We start from the raw sequence: 25,271 nt of genomic DNA on the forward strand, positions 1-25,271 counted from the left end.
CGTGAACGCGTCGTTGTGTACAAGTGCGCGCCCGAACTTGGTCACCCTGCGGATGGACACCTCGCGCAGGACCTGGGACACGCATGCCGGCCGAACCGGTGACCGGGCTCGGGGGCCGGGGCACAATGGCCTCGACCTCGTCCGCGCCGTCCGGCCCGCTCGGGCCGCCCGAACCCTACGGAGAACAGATGACCGTCTCGCCCGCGTCCGGCCCCGCCCACGCGTCCGGTGTCTTCCCCATCGGCGGCGATCTGCCGGTACGCCGGCTCGGATACGGCGCCATGCAGCTCACCGGGACCGGCGTGTGGGGCGAGCCCAAGGACCGCCGCGAGGCGATCCGGGTGCTGCGCCGCGCCGTCGAACTCGGGGTGAACCTGATCGACACAGCCGACTCGTACGGCCCGTTCGTCAACGAACAAATCATTCGCGAGGCGCTGCACCCGTATGCCGAGGACGTGGTGATCGCCACCAAGGGCGGCTTCGCCCGCACCGGACCGGGCGAGTGGCGCGCCCTGGGCCGACCCGAATACCTGCGCCAGCAGACCGAACTGAGCCTACGTCACCTCGGTCTGGAGCGGATCGACCTCTACCAGCTGCACCGGATCGACCCGCAGGTGCCGCTCGCGGACCAGCTCGGTGAACTCGGCGCGTTGCAGCAGGAGGGCAAGATCCGGCACATCGGCCTGTCCGAGGTCACCGTGGAGCAGTTGCGCCAGGCCCGCGAGATCGTCGAGATCGTCTCCGTGCAGAATCTGTACAACCTGGCCAACCGCAAGGCCGAGAGCGTGCTCGACTACGCGGCGGCCGAGAACATCGCGTTCATTCCGTGGTTCCCCATCGCCACCGGCGAACTCGCCCGACCGGGCGGCCCGTTGGACCAGGCTGCCAAGGAACACGACGCGACGCCTGCACAGTTGGCGCTGGCCTGGCTGCTGCACCGCTCCCCGGTGCTGCTGCCGATCCCGGGCACCTCCAGCGTCGCGCACCTGGAGGAGAACACCGAGGCCGCCCGGATCCGACTGTCCGACGATCGGTTCGAGGCACTGTCGGCCGCGGTCTGACCACGATCGCGGCCGTGGCCGGACCCGTTCCGTCCCGTCCACCGGGACAAGTCCGGCCCGACCGCGTCGCACAAAGCCGCCGTCGCGGCCGGGGTCGGGTCAGCTCTCCCGCGGCGTGATCCGTGCGCTCCACCCGTCCTCGATCTCCGCCCCGTCGATCGTGATCGCCTCGACCGTGCGCGACCCCGGGTCGATGTCGGCCACCACACCCTCGCCCGCGTAGCGCGGATGCCCGGAGGCGCCGATCTCACCGGTGGCTTCGACCACGGCCGAACGGACCGCCGGCCCTCGGGCGTCGGCGGCCATGTCCTGGACGTTGAACGGGAAAATTTCGATCTCGAAGCGTTCCATCCCGAGCCCATGCCCGCGCCCGGGCCGGCGCAAGCCACCCGGTCGCCCGTAGGGCATGCCTTCGATCCCCGTCGGGCACCACTCCGCAGAACCGACGACACCCACCCGGCCCCGAAGGTTGCGGGGCGGGCGTGGCGATGTCCCGCGGGGCGGCCCCGCCGAAGACGGCGGCCGGGACGCCCCGTCACAGGATCACTCGGGCTTTCGACGTCAGCCACCAACCGGACGTCGGCGCGCCGGTCGCCGCCGCCATCCGCGCGCCCGGCGCTCAGGCGCCGGGCCGGCCCCCTGAAAGGCCCGGGCCGAGTTCGGCACACGCGGCCCACATGTGGGAGCCGCGGGCGTCGTACCCGGTCCGGGCTCGGGAACGCGGGCCCGATTCGGCAGCCGCGGCAGCGCCCGGGCAACCCCCGATTCGGGCCGATGAACCGAGGTGCATATAGGGGCAATACGGACAGTACTTCCTCGGGCACATGACGTACATCACATCTCGCATACCGATGGTCAGGAACTTGTACGCACCGTGAACCAAGTTTTCCGAATTCTCACCCGGAGCTAGGGTGCCGTCGACTGTGAGTAAACAACTCGGGCACAATGCGTGTCGCAATCGGGACTTTAAGTCCTGATATTCCACCCTAATGACCCGATTCTTCGATTTCGGCAGATCGTGATGTTTGATCCCACGCCGGGGGTGTGCGTAGTTTGGTGCTTCGCCACACCGGTCCGGTGCTCGGCGAAATGGTCTCCCGGTTCGCCGAATCCTGCCGCCGGAGCGAGGCCACGGTACGAAACCCGAAAGGCAGGAGCGGGGGAACCAAGTGGAATGCCGTCCCGGGCGTCTGTGACTCAGGCGCCCATTCGGACGGCTTGGGGTGAAGCCGTGCCCGTCCCTCTCATCCGAGGGTCGAACACGGCCGGGCGAGACTCTCCAGCCCGAATCCGACAGCTCACTTCGTAGGCGTGGGAGAAGGAAAAAAATCTTCGTGCAGTCGTTCATCACCCCTGCCCGCATGCCCAAGAAGACGCGTCTCGCGCTCACCCTCGGCATGGCCGGCGCCATCGTCGCCGCCCCGCTCGTCACCGGTCTCGCCACCGCCAACGCCGCCTCGGTCTCCACCTGGGACAAGGTCGCCATGGGCGAGAGCTCGGGCAACTGGCACATCAACACCGGCAACGGTTTCTACGGTGGTCTGCAGTTCACCCAGAGCACCTGGAACGAGTTCGGCGGTCAGAAGTACGCCCCGCGTGCCGACCTGGCCACCAAGGACCAGCAGATCGCCATCGCCGAGAAGGTTCTCGCCGTCCAGGGCCCCATCGCCTGGCCGAACACCTCCGGCCCGGCGGGTCTGACCAAGGGCGGCGCCAAGGCTGCCGTCTCGCCGAGCACCAAGTCGTCCGGCTCGGCCAAGACTTCGGTCAAGGTCGCCCCCAAGGTCGCCGAGAAGCCGGCCGAGTCCGCGCCGGCGGCCACCCAGGCCCCGAAGGTCGAGGTCGTCCCGGTCGCCGCGAAGCCCGCGTCGACCACCACCTCGTACTCCGTGGTCAAGGGTGACAGCCTGTCCAAGATCGCCGCCGACAAGGACGTCTCCGGTGGGTGGCACAAGCTGTACTCCGACAACCGCGCCGTGATCGGCAGCAACCCGAACCTGATCAAGGTCGGCCAGAAGCTCTCGCTCTCCGGCAAGGCCCGCGCCGCGGCCACGACCACCACCACCACGACCGCCGCCAAGGTCGAGGTCGCGCCGAAGGCCGCGCCCAAGACCGAGACCGTGGCCCAGACCAAGCCCACGGCGTCGGTGAAGGTCGCGCCGAAGACCACGGTCAAGGAGAAGGCCCCCGTCGCGGCCAAGGTGTCCTCGGCCAAGGCCGGCGGCTCCTCGGCCAACGCGTCCGGCTACGTCGCTCCCGTGAAGGGCGCGCTGGGCACCGCGTTCGGCACCAGCGGCAAGATGTGGTCCAGCGGCAGCCACACCGGCCAGGACTTCGTGGCCTCCACCGGCACCCCGGTGAAGGCGATCACCTCGGGCACCGTGGTCAAGGCCGGCAACGGCGGCGCCTACGGCAACGAGATCGTGATCAAGCACGCGGACGGCAAGTACTCGCAGTACGCGCACCTGTCCAGCATCGGCGTTCGCGCCGGCGCCACGGTGGGCACCGGTCAGCAGATCGGCCTCTCCGGTGCGACCGGCAACGTGACCGGCCCGCACCTGCACTTCGAAATCCGCACCACCCCGAACTACGGCAGCGGCATCAACCCGCTCACCTACCTGCGCGCGCACGGCGTCAACATCTGATCCGAGCGTCATCAGGCAGTGACCGCACGGCGATAGCCACCATGCGGTAGCCGTACCAGGGCCGGGCCCGTCGACCACGCGTCGGCGGGCCCGGCCCTTTTCCGCGTCCCCACCCCTGCGGACGCGGAAGTCGCGCGCGGATCGAGTCGGTCAGCCGCGTGCCGGATACCGCTTGGGCAGCGGCAGTCCGCGCGCGGTCATCAACTCCCGCAGCCGGTCGGGGTAGTCGGTGATCAGGCCGTCCGCGCCGTCGTCCATCAGCTTGGCCATGGTCGCCGGGTCGTCGACGGTCCACGGCACGACCTTGATCCCCATCGCATGCGCCCGGGCCACCATCTCCCGGTTCACGTACGGGCGATAGTTCGGGTCGGTGACCTTGCCGTCCTGCGGGAAGCCGTGCACGGGCGAGAACGTCGTGGCGCCGAACGAGGCGATCGCGCGCAGCGGGTCGCCGCCGAAGTCGTCGATGTCCAGGCCGCCCAGCCAGGGCGAGGCGCCGGGCTTGCCGACCTGGAGGAAGTCGTAGTTGGTCAACGCGACCAGCGGCAGGCGCGGTTCGACCTGCCGCATGCGCCTCAGCGCGCCCCAGTCGAAACTTTGGATGGTGACCTGGCGCAACAGCCCGGCCCGGCGCACCTCGTGGGCCACCGTCTGCACGAACTGCTCGCGCGGCGCCGTCTCCTGCGGCGCGCCCGCCTCGACCTTGGTCTCCACGTTGAGCTTCACACCGCGCGCGTGCCGGCGGTTGACCAGCTCGAACACCTCGGTGAGCAGCGGCATTCGGGCGCCGGGCGAGGTGGTCTGCTCGGGGAAGCCGGGGAACTGCCGCGACCCGCAGTCCAGGGTGCGGATCTGGGCCAGGCTCAGCGTGTCGACGTACTTGCCGACGTAGGGGAACTCCGGGTCGCCGGCCCGCGCCGGTGAGGTGTCGGCACACTTGCGACCGTCGACTTTGCGGTCGTGGGTGACCACGGCGCGGCCGTCCTCGGTGATCTGCACGTCCAGTTCGAGGGTGGACACCCCCAGGTCCAGGCCCTTGGCGAAGGACGCGAGCGTGCTCTCCACGGTCAGCCCGAGGCCGCCCCGGTGCGCCTGGAGGTCGAAGGACCCGCGGTGATGGCCGCCATGGCGGTCCGCCGCGCCGGCCACTCCCGGGGCGGCGACGATGGCGGCCCCGGCCAGGACCGCGGCCGTGACGGTCTTCCATCGGGACATGGGCGTCTCCTTCTCGCTCCGGTCGACGACGATCGACCGTCGACGCCCACACCCTGGCCCGCGCGAAGTGATGCGCGGGCGGTCGGGTCGTGGCGTTCAGGCGAAGACGAGACGAAGAAGCGGCGAAGCAATCCACAGGCGCCCGAACTCGGGTCACCCGTGCGGCCGTTCAGCAGCCCGCGGAGGGCAGGTCCTCGGACCAGCCGGGTCGGTGCGCGGCCAGCAGCCGGCCCGACGCGTCGTGCACGACCTGCCGGTCCTCGGCCGAGACGACGGCGAAGAACGCGTCCTCGGCATCGCCCAGCAGCCGGGTGCTCTCCGCGACCAACTCGCGCCCCGAGGCGGTGACCTGGATGACGTGCCGGCGCCGGTCGTGCGGGTTGCGCCGACGCTCGGCGAAGCCGCGCGCCTCCAGCTCGTCGAGCAGGCCGACCAGCACGTTCGGGTCGATCCCGAGCAGCCTGCTGACGTCCTGCTGGGACAACGATTCATAGGCCAGCAGGGTCTCCAGCACATGCACGTGCTTGGTCTTGACCCCCAGCGTGGCCAGCGTCTGATCGGCGAGCGCCAACAGGAGATCGGCCAGCTTGACCAGCCGGTACCCGGTCCGTGCTCCCATCGGCGGCCGCCCGGTGCTCGGTCGGTCCGTCATGTGCACATGTTAGCGGCCCTCGATCATATGTCTTCTGGACGACAGGCTTTACATATCGTATGTTCCACATACGAACCATCGACTCTACGGAAGGGTTCGGCGATGTTCGCTGCCCTGGCCCGCCTCACCACGGCCCGACCCCGGCTCCTGTTGCTCACGGCCCTGCTCCTGCTGATCGGCGCCGGCCTGCTCGGGCGAGGCGTCGGCGATCACCTCCTCGGCGGCGGCGCCGTCGACCCGAACTCGGCCTCCGCCCGCGCCGCGAGCGCCCTCGACCGCGACTTCCCCGGCAGCCGGCCCAACCTGGTCCTCCTGGTCGGCGCCGACCGCCCTCTGGACGCACCCGAAGTCAGCGCCCAAGCCGAGGAGTTGACCGCCCGCCTCGCCGCCGAACCCGACGTCGAGGGGGTGTCCTCCCCCTGGTCGGGCGGCGGCGCCACGCTGCGCACCGCCGACGGCCGGCACGCACTGGTCCTGGCCCACATCCGGGGCGAGGAGACCGCCGCCTCCGACAGGTTCGAACGCCTGGCCGCGGACTACCGCGGCACCCACGGGGCCTTGACCGTCGAACTCGGCGGCAGCGTCGCGGTGCGCCACGACATGCAGAAGACCATCTCCGAGGACCTGGTCCGGGCCGAACTGATCGCGTTGCCGATCACCCTGCTGATCCTGATCCTGGTCTTCGGCAGCCTGGTCGCCGCACTGCTGCCGCTCGGCGTCGGCATCCTGGCCATGGTCGGCACCAACGCCGTACTGCGCCTGGTCTCCTCGGCCACCGACGTATCGGTGTTCGCCCAGAACCTGACCACCGTGCTGGGCCTGGGCCTGGCCGTCGACTACGGCTTGTTCGTGGTCCGCCGCTATCGCGAGGAACTCGCCGCCGGCGCCTCGCCCGCCCGCGCCGTCACGGTGATGCTGAACACCGCCGGGCGCACCGTGGTCTTCTCCGCACTCACCCTCGCCGTCTCGCTCGCCGCGATGCTGGTGTTCCCGCAGTACTTCCTGCGCTCGTTCGCCTACGCCGGCATCCCGGTGGTGCTGCTCGCCGCGTTCGGCGCGCTGGTGATCCTGCCCGCGGCGCTGGTCCTGCTCGGCACACGGGTGGACAAGGGCGACCTGCGCGCGCCGCTGCGCCGACTCGGCCGCCGGCTGCGGCCCGGCGGCGCGTCCGCGCCGACCGTGGTGCGCGAGAGCCGCTGGTACCGGCTCTCGCAGGCGATCATGCGGCGGGCGCCGATCGTCGCCCTGCTCACCACCGGTGTCCTGGTCGCACTCGGACTGCCGTTCCTGGGCGTGCAGTTCGGTACCGCCGACGACCGCCAGCTGCCGAAATCGGCCGAGTCCCGGCAGGTGCAGCAGGTGATCCGGGACCAGGTGGACGGCCGACCCACCGGGTCGATCGAGATCGTGGTCGGCGCGGCACAGCAGGCCGAGGGCACCGCCGACTACAGCGCCCGACTCTCCGCGCTGGACGGCGTGGCCCGCGTGGTCGGCCCGGCCGGCACCTTCGAGCACGGCATCCGGAGCGCGCCCGCGGGCCCGGCCGAGGCCGGCCGCCGCGCCGCCGGCAGCGCGTACATCTCGGTGGTGCCCGCGGTCGAGGACCTCTCCGCCGCCGGCGAGGACCTGGTGCACCAGGTCCGGGCCGTGCCGGCGCCCGGGCCGGCCCTGGTCGGCGGACAGACCGCCGAGGTGGTCGACGCCAAACATGCGATCGGCAGCCGGCTCTGGCTCGCCGGCGGCCTGATCCTGCTCACCACGTTCGTACTGGTCTTCCTGCTCACCGGCAGCGTGGTACTGCCGATCCTGGCGATCGTGTTCGCCGCGCTGAGCCTGACCGCGATGTTCGGCGCCGTGGTGTGGGTGATCCAGGACGGTCACCTGTCCGGCCTGCTCGACTTCACCCCGACCGGGTCGATCGAGACCGCGCTGCCGGTGTTGATGTTCTGCATCGCGTTCGGCCTGTCGATGGACTACGGCGTGTTCCTGATCTCCCGGATCAAGGAGGAACACGAGCGCACCGGCGACCACCGGAGCGCGGTCGCCACCGGCCTGGCCCGCACCGGCGGAATCATCACCGCCGCGGCGTGCGTCCTGGCGGTGGTGATGTTCGCGATCGGCACCTCTCGGGTGACCAACACGCTGATGCTCGGCAGCGGTCTCGCGCTGGCCGTTCTGGTCGACGCGTTCGTGGTGCGCAGCCTGCTGGCACCGGCCGTCCTGGCCCTGACCGGCAAGGCGACCTGGTGGGCGCCCGCTCCGCTGCGCCGGCTGCACGAGCGGTTCGGCCTGTCCGAGGGTGGGCCCGTCGAGCCGCCGGCCGCGCCGGAGCCGCGTGTCCCGGTGTCCGCGCGCTGAACCGGCCGGGCGCCGGGCGGGCCGATTTCGGCTCGCCCGGCGCCCGGCTCCCGACCGCGGCTTGAGAACACCCCATCAAGCCCGGCCGGTGTCCGATGTCAACCGCTTCACCGGCGGTACAGCACCGCCTCCGGCGCCGCCGCGCTCAGCGTGACCGGCTTCGGGCGGACCGGCACTGCCCGCCCGGGCCGATCGTCCCGGCCCAGCACAAACGCCCGGTTGACCCCGTTCACCGTGATCGTGGAACCCGGGTCGACCCCGGCCACCGTACGGATCGCGACCACCTCGACGATGTCCGACGCCCGCGTCCCGTGCGGGAGCCGGACCGTGGTCGCCGCCGGGTCGTCGCGCTGCAACGACCAGTCCACTCGGCCGCGATCCGAGCGGTAGAGCGTCGGGTCGCCCTTGATCCGCACGCCGATCGCGACGCCGTTCCAGCCGGCCGCGCCGGGCGGCGGGGCCGAGGTGGTCTTGCGGATCACCGCGTACAGGTAGTCCTGCGGGTCGGCGATCAGCGTGGTGGTGTCGGCCGGCGGGTCGGCCACGACCCGGCCCTCGCGCCGTACCTCGGCGGTCATCACCGGGTACACCCACGGGTGGCGGTCCACCATCTCCTCGCGCGCGGTCTTCTTCGGGTCGACCAGCCGCTCGACCGCCGCCGGCGCGAACCGCATCGGGTTGTCCACGACGTCGCACAGGTTGTTGTTCAGCGTGCAGGTCTGCAGCAGCGGGTGGCCGTCCTCGTAGCGCCCGGCGAACAACTTCGTGCCGTGGTCGGGCGACTGGAAGTAGGCCGTGCCCGGCACCGCCTTGCCGCGACCGTCCACCTCGACACGGTAGGCCCATTCGATGTCGGTGGTGCGGCCCCAGCGGGCCATCAGCGCCGGCGTCGAGGTGCCGCCGTCCTCGTTGGTCCACACGATCGTGTAGGTCAGCACCCGGTGACCGGCGGTCGGCGCCGGGGCTTCCTGGTACCAGGCCAGCACCGGGGTGTCCGAGATCGCGTTCTGGAACGGGCCGGTCGCGCCGCCGGGCACGCCCGGGATGCTCCGCCCGTACAGCACCGGCGCGTTCGCGGCCGCGGCGTGCTCGCGGTCCGCGGTGCCGACGGTCTCGGTGCGCAGCCGCGAGACCCGCACCACCGACCCGGCCGGCGAGGACCGGTCCGCCGCGTAGCCCAGGCTCAGCTCGTGCCGACCCTTGCGCAGCGTGCCGAGCGCGAAGGCGCGCTCGGTGGGCGTGGCCCCGAAGACCACCACGTCGCCGGCGGGCCGCCCGTCGACGAGCAGTCGCAGCACCGCCGACTCCCTGCCCGGGGTGCCCCAGTCGATGCCCGGCGCGGCGACCGTGAGCGTCACCAGGGCCTCGCCGTCGCGCCCGGTCCGGAACGGGACCACCACCGGGCGGCCGTCGCGGTGCACCCCGAAGGTGCCGTGCGAGCCCGCCGATCGGTCCGACTCGGCGGCGTGCGCGGCCGGGACGGGTCCGGTCAGCGCGGCCGCGCAGGCGAGTGCGGCGCCGGCGATCACGGATCGGCGCAGACCATGGGTGGCAGAGCGAGCGAACACGAGCATCCCCCGAAGAGCGTCGGCGAGCCTGACCCGCCCACCGTGGCCGGCCGAAGGCGCGCGGGCCAACCCCTACGCGGGCGAATTCCCCCAACCGTCATCGCCGGGTCCCTGTCCCGACACGCCCCGGCCACGAAATCGGCGCGGCGGCGCGCCCGATGACCGATTCGTTCAAGACCGGGCGTGCTCGGCCGGCTAGCGTCGAGGGATGACGTGGATCACGAAGGACATGGTCGAGCGGGCCGAGCGTTTCCTGTGGACGTCCGGCCGGGTGTTGGAACAGCGCCGTTTCGCATACCTGTTCGGGGCGAAGGGTGCGGAAGCTTCCGGGCCGCCCGGGGACGAGCGGGCCGGCGTGCTGGACGCGCTGCACGCGTACCGCACCCCGGACGGAGGCTACGCCTACGGTCTGGAGCCGGACGTGCGGGGGCCGATCCCGCAACCGGCCACGCTGCGTACCGCGATGCCGATTTTGGTGGAGACCGACGCGTTGCGCGGCGCCGAGGCGGCTCGGCTGTGCGACTGGCTGGCGAGCGCGGCGACCGAGGCGGGCGGCGTGCCGCCGGCCTTCGCGAGTCTGCGCGAGTACCCGCATCCGCCGTGGCTGGTGGTCCCGGACGCGCCGGTCGCGGGCCTGATTCCGACCGGCTGGATCGTCGGACCGCTGCTGCGCGCCGGGGTCGAGCATCCGTGGCTGACGCGGGCGACCGAGTTCTGCCGGAGCGCCGTCGAGGCACTGGGCAGCACGCACCCGTACGAGGTGGAGGCGGCCGTGACCTTCCTCGACGCTCTGCCGGATCGGGCCTGGGCCCGGCGTCGGGCCGAGCGGCTGGGCGAACTGGTCCGGGAGCAGCGGCTCGTGCTGCTCAACCCGGCGCACCCGGAACAGGCCCGACTCGCGCCCGGCTACGCGGTCGGCGAGTACCACCTGCCGCACGATTTCGCACCGCATCCGGACAGCGTGGCCCGGAGCTGGTTCACCGACGCCGAACTGCGGCTCGGTCTGCGCGCCTTGGCCGACGCCCAGCAGGAGGACGGCGGTTGGCCACTGCGCTGGGCCGAATGGTCGCCCACCGTGCGAGCGGAGGCCCGCCCGGGCATCACCGTCGAGGCGCTGAGCACCCTGCGGGCGTACGCGCGGGCGGTGCCGCCGACGGCCGGCTGAGTGGGTGCCCGCCGCGCCGGCGGTCACGGTCGAGGCGCGCCGGCGGTCAGCGGATCGTGGTGTGCGCGCCGTCGATCACCAGCACCTGTCCGTCGCGCAGCGTGCGATGCGGCACGCCTCGGGTGCGGTAGTCGGCCGCGACGGCGGCGAGCAGTTGCGTCTCGGGATGGCCGGGTGAGTCGATGTGTGGCACGAAGGCGTGGTCGAGGACGGCCGGTCCGTCCCAGCGGGCGGGTTCGCCGTACAGCGCCGGCAGCGCGTCCGCGTCGTCGCACCCCTCCAGCCCGCGCAGGCTCGGGGCGAGCACGCACGCCCCGGCGCTGTATCCGGCGTACACGAGCGCGTCCCGGCGCAGCAGTTCGACGAGTACGCCGTCCGCGCCACTGCGGGCGAGCGCGTGGCGCAGTAGGAACACGTTGCCGCCGCGCAGCCGGACCGCGGGGAATTCGCCGAGCGCGGCGGCGACTTCGGCGCGCGGGCGGTCGAAGAAGGCGCGCAGGTCGAGCTCGGTCGGCCGTAGTCCCAAGGCGCCCGGGGCGGCGAGTTCCAAGTCGACCCCGGCCGTGCGTTCGACGCTCGATCGATCGTCCGTCGCGTTGGCGATCACCGCGATCGCGGCCCCGGCGGCGTGGTCGAGGGCGGGCCGGCCGAGCAACGCGGGGAGCTGCTAGGGGCGGTCCCCGATCCGGAACGAGGAAAGATACAGACGCATCGTCGGACCCTGATGCCGCGACACGTTCTCCACCCCGGCGTGCACAGCTCGCATCCGGTCAATCACAGCGCGTAAGGTCGCCAGGGTGACGCCTCTGGATCGCCGCAGCGTGCTGCGGCAGCTCGGCCGGGCCGCCGCGCTGGGCGCGGCCGGTGCGGCCGCGAGCGCGTGTGGCGAGGATTCCCCGCACGTGTTCATGTCCGCGCCCACGGCGAAGCCGATCGGCACCGGCGGAGCGCCGGCCGCCCGGCTCGGCGCTCCCGATGCCTCGGGCCGGGTCGGCAGCGGTCCCAAACCGCCGCCGCTGCCCACCGATCTGCCGTTCCAGGTCACTTCCGGGCCACCCGACCGGCCCCGGGTGGCGCTGACCTTCCACGGTCAGGGAAGTCCGGAGGTCGCCGGCTCGCTGCTGGGCCTGATGGAGGCGGCCGGGACGCGCGGAACGGTCCTCGCGGTGGGGACCTGGCTCGACGAACAGCCGCAGATGGCACGCCGGGTCCTGGACGGCGGCCACGAACTGGGCAACCACACCATGCATCACGGCGACATGACCTCGATGTCCGCCGATCGCACCTACGCCGAGATCACCGACTGCGCCGACCGGCTCAAGCGCCTCACCGGCTCGATCGGACGCTGGTTTCGGCCCTCGCGGGCCAAGAACTGCACGCCCACCGTCGTCGCCCAGGCCCGCCGCGCCGGATACGCGCACTGCCTGGGTTTCGACCTGGACTCCCTCGATTTCACCGATCCCGGCGCCGCCGCCGTCAGCCGTACCGTGCTGACCGGGGTTCGGCCGGGCTCGGTGGTCAGCCTGCACCTCGGACACCCGGGCACCGTAGCCGCGATGCCCGCAATCCTCGATGGCCTACGGACCCGCGGACTGCGGGCGGTCACGATGTCGGAGCTCGTCACCTGATGACCACTCACCCCTCCCCCTCCCGTCGCCGTCCCGGCCCGGTCGCGCTGTTCGTGGCGGCCTGCTGCCTGGTGGCGTCCGCCGCGTGCGCGTCCTCCACGGACAACACGGCGAAGCCCTCCCCGAACACGTCCTCGATCGCCCCCGTCCAGTCCGCGCCCGTACCGGCCGCGGTGCCGGCGGTGGAGATCGCGAATCTCCTGCCCGGCATGCCGCCGCCGCTGGACCCGCACGATCTGTACGCCGCCGACCGCCCCGGCATGTTCTCGGACGCGGTCAAGGACTTCCCGAACCGGGTGTACGTGCCCAACACCGACTCGAACACGGTCAGCGTGATCGACCCGACCACCTACACGGTGATCGAGACGATCGAGGTCGGCCACCAGCCGCAGCACGTGGTGCCGTCCTGGGACCTGAAGACGCTGTGGGTGAACAACGACCTGGGCGACTCGCTGACCCCGCTCGACCCGGCCACCGGCAAGGCCGGCACGCCGGTCCCGGTGGACGATCCGTACAACCTCTACTTCACCCCGGACGGCAAGTACGCGATCGTGATGGCCTCGATGGACCGCCAGTTGGTCTTTCGCGACGCACACACGATGGCCGTGGTCAAGGCCGTGCCCAGCGACTGCGCGGGCGTCAACCACGCGGACTTCTCGCCCGACGGCAGGTACTTCATCGTCTCCTGCGAGTTCTCCGGTGAGCTGCTCAAGGTGGACACCGCCGAGATGAAGGTGCTGGCCAAGCAGAAGATCCCGCAGTCCGGCTCGATGCCGCAGGACGTCAAGATCTCCCCGGACGGCCGTACCTGGTACATCGCCGACATGATGTCCGACGGCATCTGGGTGCTCGACGGCGACAGGTTCGGCAAGCCGACCAAGCTGCGCACCGGCAAGGGCGCGCACGGCCTGTACCCGAGCCGCGACTCCAAGAGCCTGTACATCTCCAACCGGGGCGAGGGCTCGATCTCGGTCCTGGACTTCGCCACCGGCGCGCTGACCGCCAAGTGGCACCTGCCCGGCGGCGGCAGCCCGGACATGGGCGGGGTCTCCTCCGACGGCAAGGTGCTGTGGCTCAGCGGCCGCTACGACGCCGAGGTGTACGCGATCGACACCGCCGACGGGCACCTGCTCGCCCGCATCCCGGTCGGCGTCGGCCCGCACGGGCTGTGCGTGTATCCGCAGCCGGGCCGGTACTCGCTCGGCCACACCGGCGTCTTCCGCTGACCGTCGGGCCCCGGGGCGGGCGGCGGGGCAGGTGCTCCCGCCGCCCGCTCGTTGCCGGTGGCCGCTCAGTACGCCGGGGGCGCGTCGCGGGTCGGGCGCGAATCGATCAGCACGGCCGCGACCACCGTCGCGCCGAGCATGATGCCGGTGGCCACCAACAGGGCCACGCCGAACCCGTGTACGGTGCCCGCCGTGACCTCGTCCCGACCACCCTCGTGGGTGCGCAGCCAGGTCGCGGTGACGCTGGTGGCGACGGTGTTGAACAGCGCGGTGCCGAGTGCGCCGCCCACCTGTTGTCCGGCGTTGAAGGTCGCCGCGGCGGTCCCGGCGTCGACCGCGCCCACTCCCGCCGTGGCCAGGCTGGTCGTCGTGGTGAGCACGACGCCCAAGCCCAGGCCGATCAGGATCTGCGCGGGCACCAGATACAGCATCAGCACATGCGCGCTGTCCGCCGTCAGCCGGGACAGGAGCAGCAACCCGGCGGCCATGGCGAGCAGTCCGGGCACCATCAGCGTCCGGGCCGTCACCCGGGCGAGCAGCCTGCCCGCGATCAGGATCGAGCCCACCAACGAGCCCGCGACCAGGACCATGATGATCAGCCCGGCCCGGACGGGTGAATACCCCAGGACCGTCTGCGCGTAGTAGCTCAGGAACAAGAAGCAGCCGAACAGCGCGGCCAGCATCAGCGCACTGGTCAGGTAAGCGCCGCCGCGGACGCGGTCCAGAACCACCCGCATCGGCAGCAGCGGATGACTCACCCGGGTCTCCACGAGCACGAACAGACCGAGCAACAGCACTCCGCCCGGCACCAGGGTGAGCACCAACGGGTCGTCCCAGCCGCGCGGTTCGGTGCGATTGAAGCCGTAGACCAGGGCCGCGAGGCCGGCCACGCTCAACAGTGCCCCCGGCAGGTCCAGCCGGCCGGGCCCCGCCGAGGGACGGTCGCGGTACACGAACGGCAGACCCAGCAGGGCGAGTCCGGCGATGGGCACGTTGACCCACAGGCACCAGCGCCAGTCCAGGTACTCGGTGAGCAGCCCGCCCGCGAGCAGCCCGACCCCCGAACCGGCGGCGCCCATCGCGCCGAACACCCCGAACGCCTTGCCGCGATCGCGCGGGTCGGTGAAGGTCAGGGTCAGCAACGACATGGCGGCCGGCGCCATCGCCGCCGCGAACACCCCTTGCAGCGCGCGGGCACCGAACAGGGTCGCCGCACCGTCGGCCGCGCCGCCCAGCGCGGAGGCCGCGGCGAACCCGATCAGACCGATCCGAAACGTCCGCCGGTGCCCGAGCAGCCCGCTGACCCGGCCGCCGAGCAGCAATAATCCGCCGAACGCCAACACATAGGCGATGATCGCCCACTGCCGGTCGGCGTCCGACAGGTGCAGATCGTGCTGCATCGAGGGCAACGCGATATTCACGATGGTGCCGTCCAGAACGATCATCAGCTGGGCGAGGGTGATCACGGCCAAGGCCCACCACCGCTGCTCGTGCCGACGCCCGACCGCCTCTTCGGCACGATCCCGCTCACGTCGGTGTTCCTGCTCGTGTTCCTGCTCGTACTCACGCTGATGCACGGCTCACCCACGCCTCTCTAGTACAACGTACCGGTACTGGTACAACGTTCGACACGGCCAGGATACTAGGCTCGCCGTCACGGAAAGAGCAAGGAGGTTGGGCCATCAAGGGCAAGCAGGGCAACGCCAAGGGCCAGGCCGCGGGGGGCGCGCAAAGCGTCTGGCTGCGCGAATCCCGGGCGGCGCGCGAGGAACCCCCACTGACCCGGGCGCGCATCGTCGGCGAGGCGGTGGCCCTCCTCGACGCGGAGGGCATCGACGGGCTGACCATGCGGCGGCTGGCCGAGCGGCTGGGCTCGGGCGTCACCACGCTCTACTGGCACGTCGACACCAAGATCGACGTGGTCGACCTCGCGCTCGACGCGATCTTCGCCGAGACCCCGGTACCGGCGGCATCCCCGGAGCCCGACGCATGGCGGGCCGACATCCTCGCCCTGCTCCTGGACTGGCGGGCGACCATGCTGCGCCACCCGTGGTCCGCCGCGCTGCTCCAGCGACCGACCCTGGGTCCGAACCTGCTCGCCCGGATGGAGTTCCTCCAGGCGACCCTGGTCCGGGCAGGCTTCACCGGCCGTCGGCTGAACTCCGCCACCTGGGCGCTCTACAACCACCTCATGGGCGCAACCGTGGCCCGAGCCGGCTTCACCCTCTCCACCGAGGACCGCGAGGCCGCCCAACGCCGGCTACACGACCTGAGCGACCGCTACCCCACCCTCAGCGCCAACGACTACATGCTCCAAAACGACTGGGACACCACCTTCACCACGGGCCTGCACTACGTCCTCGACGGCATCACCACGTCTTCGGACACCGACTGACAGTGCCGGGGCGTCACCGGCCGGGCAGGCGGCGAACGGCCGGGTCCGCGAGCGGACCCGGCCGTTTCGCCTGGGCGGGGCCGGAACAGGGTGCCGGCGGCATCCGGAGGCCGCGTTCGGTGTCGGCCGTACGGCGGTGGCGTGCCCGCCGACGATCCGCTCCCGGCGCCGGTGGCTTCGCCCGCCGTGCTCGATGCCGGGAGGGACGGCCGGACCCGGCTCAACGGTCCAGGCGGCACCAATCGCGGCGGTAGGAAGCCCAGTCCGTGTCGGTCGCGGTGAAGTCGACGTACAGCGCGACGCCGAAGCCCGGTCGGCGCAGGTCGGTTCGGGTCAGACCGAGGCGTACGCCGCGCACCGCCGCCGCCACCGTCTCGGCCGAGCCGCGATGGCCCCACGTGTTCGCGTAGTAGGCGGGCAGGCCCATCAGCAGGTCGACCCGGGCCGGCGTCGCCTCCAGGGCGAGTGCGGTCTGCTCGGCGACGTAGCCGCCGTACAGCGATTCCAGCGGCATCGCGGTGTCGTAGGACATCACCGCGATCTGCTCGACCCGCCGCGCGACCTGGCCGAAGTATCGCTGCGACCACCATTTGGGGTGGTCGCGCAACGTCTGGAAGACATTGTGCAGGGACGGCAGCGGGTCGATCTGGGCGGCGGCGACCGAGAGGGGCACGCCGCGCGCACGGGTCAGTTCGTGGGTGGCGGTGAGCAGCGTCAGGAAGTCCTCGTCACCGGACCACACCGGTTCCAGGTCGAAGTGCACACCCTCGAAGCCGGCGTCCAGAACCTGCGCGGCCGACGCGGTGATCGCCTCGCGCACCCGGGGGCGGTCCAGGTTCAGCCCGGGCCCACCGTGCGAGACGATGTCGCCGAGCCATGCCTGCACCCGTACGCCCGGCAGTTCGCGGTGCACCGCCTCGACCAGTTGCCGCGCCCCGGGGTGGGCCGTGGCCGGCAGCGTGCCGTCGTGCTCCAGGGGACCGGCGTGCACGTACAGGTCGTGGATGCCGGTATCGCGTAACCGCTGTGCCAACACGGCCAGTTCGGCCGCTCCCTTGCGCCCGTCCACCCACGCGTGGCCCAACCAGATCGCGTCCCGGCCGCGGCTGCGGGCCTGATCCGACGGATCGCCCGCGTACTCCAGGCGCAGCGCGAGCGCGGCCGCGCCGATCGGCACCAGCGGCAGGCTCACCAGGAGCAGCACGATCACGGTGACCCGCCGCCACCGACTCCACGACCGCCACCGGCGACGCAGCCGGCCCCGGCGCGGCGGCGGCACGTCGGACGGCCCGCCGGACTCCTCGCGCTCGGCGCCGTCGCCGTCGGGGTCCGCGTCCACATCGGCATCGGCATCGGCGTCCGCGTCCGCGTCCGCATCGATGGCCCCCGGGCCCGGACCGCCCCCGTCGGAGTCCACCACGTCGCGGACGCCCACCTCGCGAGTTCCGGCCCCGCGCACCACCGCACCCGAGGCGCCGCCCGAGACGGGCGCAGCCGCCGCGGCGCCTTCCGCTCGACCCCCGACCTCGCCGGCCTCCACCCCACGTGTACCGACGTCCGAAACCCCGGTTCCGCCGGCCCCGTCCCCTCCCGCACCTCGCGCGGTGCTCTCCCGGGCAGTGCGCCCGGGCTCGGCGATAGCGATATGGATCGTCCCCCTGTGTCGTGGCCGGCCGCCCCCCTGTCCTGGCAGACCCCCCGGGTCACGGCCGGCAAACCGCTCTCTCGCGACCGACGGGCCGCCGCGCACGACCACGAACAAGATTCGAGTCGGCGGGCGGGGCCGCGGTCGGGGGTCGAGACCGACTCCCGCCCACTACGGACGCGTTCGGGTACGGAACCGTTCCAGCCCGACCGCGACGCCCTCGATCGGCACGGTGACCGCGAACCGGGGCGCCTCCACCGCCAAGCCCTCGTCGCTCGGCAGGTCGACCCCGCGCGTGACCGCCGCCGGACGGGCCGACACCGCGCTCGCCGGACGCCGGATGATGCGCCCGGCCGGTGCGGCGGCCTCCGCCGTCAGGTCGGCCGCGGGCACCACCCGGTCGACCAGGCCGAGTTCGGCCGCGCGGGCCGCGTCGATCGGCTCGCCGGTGAGGATCAACTCCAGGCCGTGCCCGCGGCCGACGTGCCGCGGTCGGCGAGGTCACGGTCGGGGCGCTCCGATCGGGTTGGGTACCGGGATCAGGCCGCTGTCCACCAGATGTCGGCTCAGCGGCGCGGCCAGTCGGACGGCCTCCTCGACCCCGTCCTCGCCGAGTCGGGTGACGGGGTCGGCGGCGAGTCGGTCGGTGGCGTGTTCCAGCTCCCGGCGCAGCGCCCCGCCGCTCTTGGTGAGTCGGGTGTCGCGGTCCAGCAGGCCCTTGGCGACCAGTCGGCGCCGGGCCTGTTCCCATTGCGCGTCGGTCCAGCCTCGGGTGCTCTGCAGCAGTTCGCGTGCGACGTTGCCGGTCGCGGCGTGGGTCAGGCCCGCCTCCAGCCCGGTCAGTCCGGCGTGCGCGACCGCGATCACGTGGCCGTCGCCGCGATGTTCGCGCAGCACCGTACTCGCCGGCCACAGTCGCCCGACCACGCCGTCCGGACGCGGCACACCCGACCACGCGGCGGCGAGCGCGCGTCCCTCGTAGCCGCAGCCCTCCACGGCGTGTTCCAGCAGGTCGGCCAAGCGGCCCAGGTGTCGTTCGCCGACGGCCGGCAGGGTGCGGGTGAGCGCCGCCTCGACGGCGCCGAGCCGGGTGTCCAGCACTTTCTCCGGCGTGGTGCAGGTCCACGCGTCGGGCAGCACGCGGGCCACCCGACTCGGCGCGAAGGCGAAGCACAGCGCGTTCGCCTCGGGTACGCGCACCGCGCCGAGCGGGGCGAGGCGGCCGGCGAAGTAGCCCATCCACCAGCCGATCAGGCCGAGCGCACGAGCCGCCTCGATCGGCTCGGGCGCGAAGTACACGACGGCGTGGACGGGTTCGATCGCCTCCCAGAACCGTCTGGCCAGGGTGGGAGCGGGGGCGGATGACACGGCGGGCACCTTTCGCCGGACGACGGGTTCGCGGGCGGGACCGGCAACCGACCGTCCGGGTCCGCCCGCCGACCAGCGTGCCCGTTGTCCCACCGCCGAGACAGTGCCAATCTGAACGAATGGACCAGGATCTGGGCTGGTGGGTACGAATCGCGCTGGACGATTGGCAGGCGCGAACCGGGCCGCGGCACCGACGGATCGCCGAGGCCCTGGCCGAGGCGATCGAGCGCGGACTCACCGACCCGGGCGCGAAGTTGCCCGCCGAACGCCCGTTGGCGGACGCCTTGCGGGTCGGTCGCGGCACCGTGGTGCGCGGCTACGAGACGCTCGCCGAGGCCGGTCTGGTGGAGCGGCGCCAGGGTGCGGGCACCTTCGTCCGCCCACGACCGGGATGGACGCATCCGCCCACACCGGTCGCGGCCCCGGTCCGGCGGCGCCTGGTCGCCGACGCGGACGTGCTCGACCTGTCCCTGTCGGTGCCCGCCGGCACCGGACATCTGCCGCCTGTCGACGGCTCGTTCGCATTTTCCCGAAGCGATGACCACGGCCTGCCTCCGAACGGTCTGCCCGAGCTGCGCGCCGCGCTGGCCGACCATCTCACCGTGCACCTGGGATTGCCGACCACGCCCGACCAGTTGATCGTCACCGCGGGCGCCCGACACGCGCTGGCCCTGGTGTTCGCGGCGCTGGTGTCACCGGGACGGGCGGTACTCACCGGCTGCCCGGGCCCACCGGGCCTGGGCGCGGCCGTGACGGCGGCCGGCGGCCGGCCGATCGGGGTCGGCGTGGACGCCCTGGGCCTGGACGTGGCCGCCGTCGACCGGGCCGCCGCCCGCCTGCACGCGCCGGTGATCCTGACCGCCTCCGCCGCCCACGACCCGACCGGGGCTCCGTCCGCCGAGCTCCGCCGTCGCAGCCTGCTCGCGGTGCGGCGCTCGCGGAACGCGGTGCTGGTGGAGGACTTGACCCAGGCCGGACTGGACCTGGGGCCGGTGCGCGCCCGGCCCGTGCCGCCGGCCGCCGCCGCGGACGACGCGGTGATCACGATCGGGTCGTTGTCCAAGATGTTCTGGGCCGGTCTGCGGGTGGGGTGGCTGCGGGCGCCCGGTTCGCTGCGCGGATACCTGGCGCAGACCTCCGGGGTCGGCGCGCCGGCGGCGAGCGTGCCCACGCAGGTGCTCGCGACCCGGCTGCTCGACGCCGCCGACGCACCCTGGCAGGACGGGCTGCGCCGGGCCCTGACCGAGCGACGCGACCTGCTGCTGGAGCTGTTGGCCCGGCAGTTGCCGGCCTGGCGGGTGGAACCGCCGCGGGCCGGTCTGTCGTTGTGGGCCGACCTGCCGGTCGCGGACAGCACCACATTCGTGCACCTGGCCGCGCGTTACGGCGTACTGGTCGTGCCGGGCACCGCCGCGTGCGTGGACGGCCGGCATCGGCGCGGCGTGCGCATGTCCTTCGCCGAGTCGCCGGCCACGCTCGAATCCGCCGTCGACCGCCTCACCGCCGCCTGGGAGGAACACACCCGCCGACTGGCGGCGAGCCGCTGACGGGACGCCGCGGCGGGCAGCGAACCACATCACCCCGAGCGATCGAGCCACCGGGCAACCAAGCCGCCCGGCGACCGGAACCACCGGACCGCCGAGTCACCGGGCCACCAACCGGCGAGTCACCCAGTCGCCCGGTCGCCCGGTCACCCGGTCACCGACCGAGCGGCGAACCCGGCCCGTGCCCGTGCGCCACCGGCCCCTCGCACCGCACCGAGCGGCGAACCCCTCCCCTTCCGTGGGTTCCCGGCGCTCGGGGCCGGGCAGCGACAAGGACATGACCTCTTCCTCCTCCGCCATTGCCCCCGAGATGCCGTACACCCAGCTGGGTCGCACCGGCCTGACCGTCGCCCGCCTGGTGCTCGGCACGATGAACTTCGGCCCCGCCACCGACGAACACGACAGCGGCGAGATCATGGACGCCGCGCTCGACGCCGGGGTCAACCTCTTCGACACCGCCGACGTGTACGGGCGCTCCCAGGTGACCGGCGCCGGCACCCGGGGCGACACCGAGGAACTGGTCGGCCGCTGGCTGGGCCGCGGCGATCGCCGCGAGCGGGTCGTGCTGGCCACGAAGGTCTACGGCAGTTGGGGCGACTGGCCCAATTCCGGCGGACTCGGCGCCCGGCACATCCGCAGGGCCTGCGAGGACAGCCTGCGTCGCCTGGGCACCGACCACATCGACATCTACCAGATGCACCACATCGACCGCCGGGTGCCGTGGGAGGAGATCTGGCAGGCGATGGACCTGCTGGTCGCGCAGGGCAAGGTGCTCTACGTCGGCTCGTCGAACTTCGCCGGCTGGCACATCGCCCAGGCCGAGGAGGCGGCCGCCCGCCGATCCTCGCTGGGCCTGGTCAGCGAGCAGTGCCTGTACAACCTGGCCCAGCGGGCCGCCGAGGCCGAGGTGCTGCCGGCCGCACAGGCATACGGCCTCGGGGTCATCCCGTGGTCGCCGCTGCACGGCGGAGTGCTGGGCGGGGTGCTGGAGAAGGAGCGCACGGGCGGCCGGCACCGCTCCGCCGGCGACCGGGCGGCGGCCGAGGTGGCCGAGCGGCGCGAGCAGATCCAGGCGTACGAGGACCTGTGCGGCAAACTCGGCACGCCGCCCGGCGAGGTCGCCCTGGCCTGGCTGCTCACCCGTCCCGGAGTGACCGGGCCGATCGTGGGACCGCGCACGCGAGAGCAATTGCACTCGGCACTGCGCGCGCTGAGCGTCGAACTGAGCCCGGAGACACTCGCCGAACTCGACCGCATCTTCCCCGGCCCGGGACCCGCGCCGGAGTCTTTTGCCTGGTAGGAGCCCTGTGACAGGGCCGCCGGGAGACCCGTCGCGGGTCGCCGGCGGACCACCGGAAGGGCCCCGGTCGGTAATGTGACCCAGGTCACATGGCCGATCGAAATATCCGGGGACTTCCTGTCCGTTTAACCGAGCGAATCACAATCGGGGAATCTCTCCCCGGTTATCGACCGGGTACCGACAGGAAGGAGCCGGATCATGGGCAACACCGTCGCCGTCACCGACGTCGCCGAGGACCGCGGTCCGCGACTTCGTGCGGACGCCCGGCGCAATCGTGAGCGGATCATCGCCGCGGCACGTGAGATGTTCGTCGAGCACGGCGCCGAGGTGCCGTTCGACGAGGTCGCACGCCGCGCCGGCGTCGGCAACGCGACCCTGTACCGCCACTTCGCCGACCGCGGCGAGCTCGCACACCGGGTGATCCTCTCCGTTCTGGAGAGGATCACCGAGCAGGGCGAGCTGGCCCTGGCCGAGGAGTCGGAGGCCTTCGCGGCTCTGCGGCGCTTCGCCCACGGCGCGACGAAGGAGCGGATCGGGGCGCTGTGCACGCTCGTGTCCGCGACCGTGGACAAGCAACACCCCGAGCTGATCGCCGCCCGGACGCGGCTGGAGCACTTGGTCGAGACGCTGATGGAGCGTTCTCGCATCGAGGGCCGGCTGCGCGCCGACGTCGGCTCGGGTGATCTGCTGATGGCGATCACCCAGCTCACCCGACCGCTGCCCGGGATGGGCGGCTGCATGGTGAACGACCGCTTTGTGCACCGTCACCTCGACGTGCTGCTCGACGGTCTGGGCACGCCCGAACCCACCGCGCTGTCCGGCTCCGCCGTGGCGATGCGGGACCTGGAACACCTGGCCGACGAGCCCGAGGGGCAGCCTTGCGGGCGCTGACGCGCCCCACCGACTTCCGATTCTCCGAGCTTTCGCGGCCTCGCGTAGCCGCGTGATCGCGCACCACCCACAACACTTCACCGTCGCCTTGCCACTTCCGCGCGGGCGAGGGCGCACCGTCCGTCCCGCGACGCCCGCCGTCGCAACACACCCCCCGAAGTGAGTACCCCCATGTCTGCAACCGCCCCGCCCAAGACCACCGAGCCCGATTCCAGGCGCTGGAAAGCGCTCGTTTTCATCGCCATCGCCCAGTTGATGGTCGTCCTCGACGGCACCATCGTGAACATCGCGCTGCCGTCCGCCCAGACCGACCTGGGCATCTCGGACGGCAACCGGCAATGGGTGATCACCGCATACGCCCTCGCGTTCGGCGGGCTGCTGCTCTTCGGCGGCCGAATCGCCGACCTGTGGGGTCGACGCCGGACCTTCATCGTCGGCCTGGTCGGCTTCGCCGCCGCCTCCGCGCTCGGCGGCATAGCCGCGAGCACCGGCATGCTGCTCGGCGCCCGCGCGCTCCAGGGCGCGTTCGGCGCACTGCTCGCCCCGTCGGCGCTGTCCCTGCTCGCGGTGATGTTCACCGACGCCAAGGAACGCGCCAAGGCGTTCGGCATCTTCGGCGCGATCGCCGGTGGCGGCGGCGCGGTCGGCCTGATCCTGGGCGGCGTGCTCACCGAGTACATGAACTGGCGCTGGACCTTCTTCGTCAACATCCCGTTCGCCGCGGCCGCCGCGGCCGGTGCCGTCCTGGTCATCCGCGAGCCCGCCGGTACCCGCAACCGCTCGCCGTTGGACATCCCCGGAGTGGTGCTGTCCTCGGTCGGCCTGGGCACCCTGGTCTACGCGTTCACCCGTGCCGAGAGCCACGGTTGGACCTCGGGCAGCACGCTGGGTCTGTTCGTCGCCGCGGCCGTCCTGCTCGCGTCGTTCGTCTTCGTGGAGAGCCGGGTCAAGGCCCCGCTGCTGCCGCTGCGGGTGATCGCCGAGCGCAACCGGGCCGGCATCTACCTCTCGCTGGGCCTGGCCATCATCGCGATGTTCGGCATGTTCCTGTTCCTCACCTACTACCTCCAGATCGTCAAGGACTTCTCGCCGGTGATGACCGGCCTGGCGTTCCTGCCGATGATCGCGGGCATGATCACCGGCTCGACCCAGATCGGCGCCCGGCTGATGACTCGGGTCCCGGCCAGGTTGCTGATGGGTCCGGGCTTCCTGACCGCCGGAATCGGCATGTTGATGCTCACTCAAATCGAGGTCGGCAGCTCCTACGTCGCGCTGATCCTGCCCGCGCAGATCCTGCTCGGCCTGGGCATGGGCACCGCGTTCATGCCGGCGATGAGCCTGGCCACCCACGGTGTCCAGCCGCGGGACGCGGGCGTCGCCTCGGCGATGGTCAACACTTCGCAGCAGGTCGGCGGCGCGATCGGCACCGCGCTGCTGAACACCATCGCGGCAAGCGCGACCACCGCCTACGTGGCCTCGCACGCGGCGACCTCGGCGGGCGCCGAACAACTGCGCGTCCAGGCCGTCGTGCACGGCTACGCCACCGCGATCTGGTGGGCGGTCGGCATCCTGGCCCTGGCCTCGGCGATCGCCTTCACCTTCATCACCGTCGGGCACGGCGACAGCACGGTGGTCGCCTCGAACGACAAGGACGCGGACGCGGACGAGGTGCCGATTCCGGTTCTCGTGCACTGATCGCGGCAGTACCCCGGGCGCAGGCCCCATCGCCATCGGCGGTGGGGCCTGCGTCGTATGCGCGCCCGGGCGATCCGGATCGGTGCGCCGGGCCCGACGACAGCGGACCGCCCGCCGCTCAGGGCAGGATCGCGTCCACGTATCCGCCGTCCACCCGCACCGCGCCGCCCGTGGTCGCCGAGGCGAATGTCGAACTGAGGTACACCACCATGTGGGCGATCTCCTCGGGTTCGATCAACCGCTGGATCAGCGACTGTGGTCGGTGCAGCCGCATGAACTCGCGCTGCGCCTGCGCCCACGGGAGCGAGGGGTCCACCAACTCGTAGACGAAGTCCTCGACTCCGCCGGTATGGGTGGGCCCGGCGAGCACCGAGTTGACCGTCACCCCGCTGCCCGCCGCCTCCTTGGCGAAGCCGCGCGAGACCGCGAGCAACGCCGTCTTGGACACGCCGTACTGGATCATCTCCGCCGGGGTGACCACCGCCGAGTCGCTCGCGATGTTCTGGATCCGCCCCCAGCCGCGTTCGCGCATCCCGGGCAGATAGGCGCGGATCATCCGCACCGCGGTGAGCACGTTCACCTCGAAGTACCGCCGCCACTCGGCGTCGTCGATCTCCAGCGCGGGCCGGGTACCGAAGATGCCGAGGTTGTTCACCAGGATGTCCACGTGCGGTACCGCCGCCCACACCCGCTCGGCCCCCTCGTCGGCGGCGATGTCGCCGGGGGCCGCGAGGAAGTGCGCCCGCGGCAGTTCGCCGCGCATGCGCTCCAGCGCGGCGTCGACGGATTCCCGGGTGCGCCCGTTCACCGCGACCCGGGCCCCGGCGCGGGCCAGCCCCACCGCGATCGCGGCCCCGATGCCCTGGGTCGACCCGGTGACCAGCGCGGACTTCCCGGCGAGATCGATCAGCACGC

Annotated in this window: 20 protein-coding genes, 1 pseudogene and 1 riboswitch; of the genes and pseudogenes, 11 read left to right on the forward strand and 10 right to left on the reverse strand. The window is 72.2% G+C overall.

The features are described 5' to 3' along the window. Positions 1–188: 188 nt before the first annotated feature. A complete protein-coding gene (locus tag A3IC_RS0115890) occupies positions 189–1,061 on the forward strand; it encodes an aldo/keto reductase (protein ID WP_026218313.1) in 873 nt (290 codons plus the stop codon). Between the two features lie 99 nt (positions 1,062–1,160). Here the strand turns inward: A3IC_RS0115890 and A3IC_RS0115895 are convergent, their stop codons facing one another. Next, a complete protein-coding gene (locus A3IC_RS0115895) occupies positions 1,161–1,412 on the reverse strand; it encodes a hypothetical protein (protein WP_020551035.1) in 252 nt (83 codons plus the stop codon). 780 nt (positions 1,413–2,192) lie between these two features. Beyond that, a riboswitch (cyclic di-AMP (ydaO/yuaA leader) is annotated at positions 2,193–2,388 on the forward strand. Between the two features lie 34 nt (positions 2,389–2,422). Between A3IC_RS0115895 and A3IC_RS0115900 the strand changes: the two genes are divergently transcribed. Continuing rightward, positions 2,423–3,706, forward strand: coding sequence for a transglycosylase family protein (locus A3IC_RS0115900; protein ID WP_020551036.1), 1,284 nt, complete (start codon positions 2,423–2,425; stop codon positions 3,704–3,706). A gap of 150 nt (positions 3,707–3,856) precedes the next feature. Here A3IC_RS0115900 and A3IC_RS0115905 read toward each other — a convergent pair whose 3' ends face one another. Beyond that, the gene (locus tag A3IC_RS0115905; protein WP_020551037.1) at positions 3,857–4,921 is read right to left on the reverse strand and encodes a glycerophosphodiester phosphodiesterase family protein; all 1,065 of its coding nucleotides are present in this window, start codon (positions 4,919–4,921) and stop codon (positions 3,857–3,859) included. Positions 4,922–5,090: 169 nt separating this feature from the next. Continuing rightward, positions 5,091–5,573, reverse strand: a complete 483-nt coding sequence (locus A3IC_RS0115910) for a MarR family winged helix-turn-helix transcriptional regulator (protein WP_020551038.1) — start codon at positions 5,571–5,573, stop codon at positions 5,091–5,093. A gap of 102 nt (positions 5,574–5,675) precedes the next feature. Here A3IC_RS0115910 and A3IC_RS54720 point away from each other — a divergent pair, with 102 nt between their 5' ends. Further along, the gene (locus A3IC_RS54720; protein WP_020551039.1) at positions 5,676–7,931 is read left to right on the forward strand and encodes an MMPL family transporter; all 2,256 of its coding nucleotides are present in this window, start codon (positions 5,676–5,678) and stop codon (positions 7,929–7,931) included. A gap of 107 nt (positions 7,932–8,038) precedes the next feature. Here A3IC_RS54720 and A3IC_RS0115920 read toward each other — a convergent pair whose 3' ends face one another. Beyond that, positions 8,039–9,499 carry a hypothetical protein gene (locus A3IC_RS0115920; protein WP_205354448.1) on the reverse strand — a complete coding sequence of 487 codons (1,461 nt, stop codon included), beginning with the start codon at positions 9,497–9,499 and terminating at the stop codon, positions 8,039–8,041. A gap of 208 nt (positions 9,500–9,707) precedes the next feature. Between A3IC_RS0115920 and A3IC_RS0115925 the strand changes: the two genes are divergently transcribed. After that, on the forward strand, positions 9,708–10,664 hold the full coding sequence (locus tag A3IC_RS0115925; RefSeq protein WP_020551041.1) for a hypothetical protein: 957 nt from the start codon (positions 9,708–9,710) through the stop codon (positions 10,662–10,664). Positions 10,665–10,710: 46 nt separating this feature from the next. On the opposite strand, the gene A3IC_RS54725 is transcribed toward A3IC_RS0115925, so the two are convergent. Further along, complete coding sequence (locus tag A3IC_RS54725; RefSeq protein ID WP_020551042.1) at positions 10,711–11,319, reverse strand: Type 1 glutamine amidotransferase-like domain-containing protein; 609 nt, start codon at positions 11,317–11,319, stop codon at positions 10,711–10,713. A 142-nt stretch (positions 11,320–11,461) separates the two neighbouring features. Between A3IC_RS54725 and A3IC_RS0115935 the strand changes: the two genes are divergently transcribed. Both A3IC_RS0115935 and A3IC_RS0115940 read left to right on the forward strand, forming a co-directional pair. Further along, complete coding sequence (locus A3IC_RS0115935) at positions 11,462–12,292, forward strand: polysaccharide deacetylase family protein (RefSeq protein WP_020551043.1); 831 nt, start codon at positions 11,462–11,464, stop codon at positions 12,290–12,292. Next, positions 12,292–13,518 carry a YncE family protein gene (locus A3IC_RS0115940; protein WP_040876689.1) on the forward strand — a complete coding sequence of 409 codons (1,227 nt, stop codon included), beginning with the start codon at positions 12,292–12,294 and terminating at the stop codon, positions 13,516–13,518. The genes A3IC_RS0115935 and A3IC_RS0115940 overlap by 1 nt, the downstream gene beginning before the upstream one ends. A gap of 65 nt (positions 13,519–13,583) precedes the next feature. Here the strand turns inward: A3IC_RS0115940 and A3IC_RS0115945 are convergent, their stop codons facing one another. Next, positions 13,584–14,990 (reverse strand): MFS transporter, encoded by a 1,407-nt coding sequence (locus A3IC_RS0115945; protein WP_020551046.1) that lies wholly within the window; start codon positions 14,988–14,990, stop codon positions 13,584–13,586. A gap of 335 nt (positions 14,991–15,325) precedes the next feature. Between A3IC_RS0115945 and A3IC_RS0115955 the strand changes: the two genes are divergently transcribed. Then, on the forward strand, positions 15,326–15,913 hold the full coding sequence (locus A3IC_RS0115955; RefSeq protein ID WP_020551048.1) for a TetR/AcrR family transcriptional regulator C-terminal domain-containing protein: 588 nt from the start codon (positions 15,326–15,328) through the stop codon (positions 15,911–15,913). A gap of 220 nt (positions 15,914–16,133) precedes the next feature. Here A3IC_RS0115955 and A3IC_RS0115960 read toward each other — a convergent pair whose 3' ends face one another. The 3 genes and pseudogenes from A3IC_RS0115960 to A3IC_RS0115970 all read right to left on the reverse strand — a co-directional run bounded on the left by A3IC_RS0115960 (position 16,134) and on the right by A3IC_RS0115970 (position 18,926). Further along, the gene (locus tag A3IC_RS0115960; protein ID WP_158695966.1) at positions 16,134–17,372 is read right to left on the reverse strand and encodes a glycoside hydrolase family 18 protein; all 1,239 of its coding nucleotides are present in this window, start codon (positions 17,370–17,372) and stop codon (positions 16,134–16,136) included. A 357-nt stretch (positions 17,373–17,729) separates the two neighbouring features. After that, positions 17,730–18,041 (reverse strand): annotated as a pseudogene (locus A3IC_RS54730) (enoyl-CoA hydratase-related protein); the annotation flags it as partial. A gap of 18 nt (positions 18,042–18,059) precedes the next feature. Continuing rightward, positions 18,060–18,926: an SCO6745 family protein gene (locus tag A3IC_RS0115970; RefSeq protein ID WP_026218319.1), complete on the reverse strand. Its 867-nt coding sequence runs from the start codon at positions 18,924–18,926 to the stop codon at positions 18,060–18,062. 119 nt (positions 18,927–19,045) lie between these two features. Here A3IC_RS0115970 and A3IC_RS0115975 point away from each other — a divergent pair, with 119 nt between their 5' ends. The 4 genes from A3IC_RS0115975 to A3IC_RS0115990 all read left to right on the forward strand — a co-directional run bounded on the left by A3IC_RS0115975 (position 19,046) and on the right by A3IC_RS0115990 (position 24,356). Beyond that, on the forward strand, positions 19,046–20,473 hold the full coding sequence (locus A3IC_RS0115975; RefSeq protein WP_020551052.1) for an aminotransferase-like domain-containing protein: 1,428 nt from the start codon (positions 19,046–19,048) through the stop codon (positions 20,471–20,473). 307 nt (positions 20,474–20,780) lie between these two features. Further along, complete coding sequence (locus A3IC_RS0115980) at positions 20,781–21,770, forward strand: aldo/keto reductase (RefSeq protein ID WP_020551053.1); 990 nt, start codon at positions 20,781–20,783, stop codon at positions 21,768–21,770. A 198-nt stretch (positions 21,771–21,968) separates the two neighbouring features. Next, entirely contained in the window at positions 21,969–22,661 is a 693-nt protein-coding gene (locus A3IC_RS0115985; RefSeq protein WP_020551054.1) for a TetR/AcrR family transcriptional regulator, read from the forward strand. Between the two features lie 171 nt (positions 22,662–22,832). Continuing rightward, the gene (locus A3IC_RS0115990) at positions 22,833–24,356 is read left to right on the forward strand and encodes an MFS transporter (protein ID WP_020551055.1); all 1,524 of its coding nucleotides are present in this window, start codon (positions 22,833–22,835) and stop codon (positions 24,354–24,356) included. A gap of 118 nt (positions 24,357–24,474) precedes the next feature. Here A3IC_RS0115990 and A3IC_RS0115995 read toward each other — a convergent pair whose 3' ends face one another. Then, a complete protein-coding gene (locus tag A3IC_RS0115995) occupies positions 24,475–25,269 on the reverse strand; it encodes an SDR family NAD(P)-dependent oxidoreductase (protein ID WP_020551056.1) in 795 nt (264 codons plus the stop codon). Positions 25,270–25,271: the final 2 nt, after the last annotated feature.

Source organism: Embleya scabrispora DSM 41855 (assembly GCF_000372745.1).
GTDB classification, from domain to species: Bacteria; Actinomycetota; Actinomycetes; order Streptomycetales; family Streptomycetaceae; genus Embleya; species Embleya scabrispora.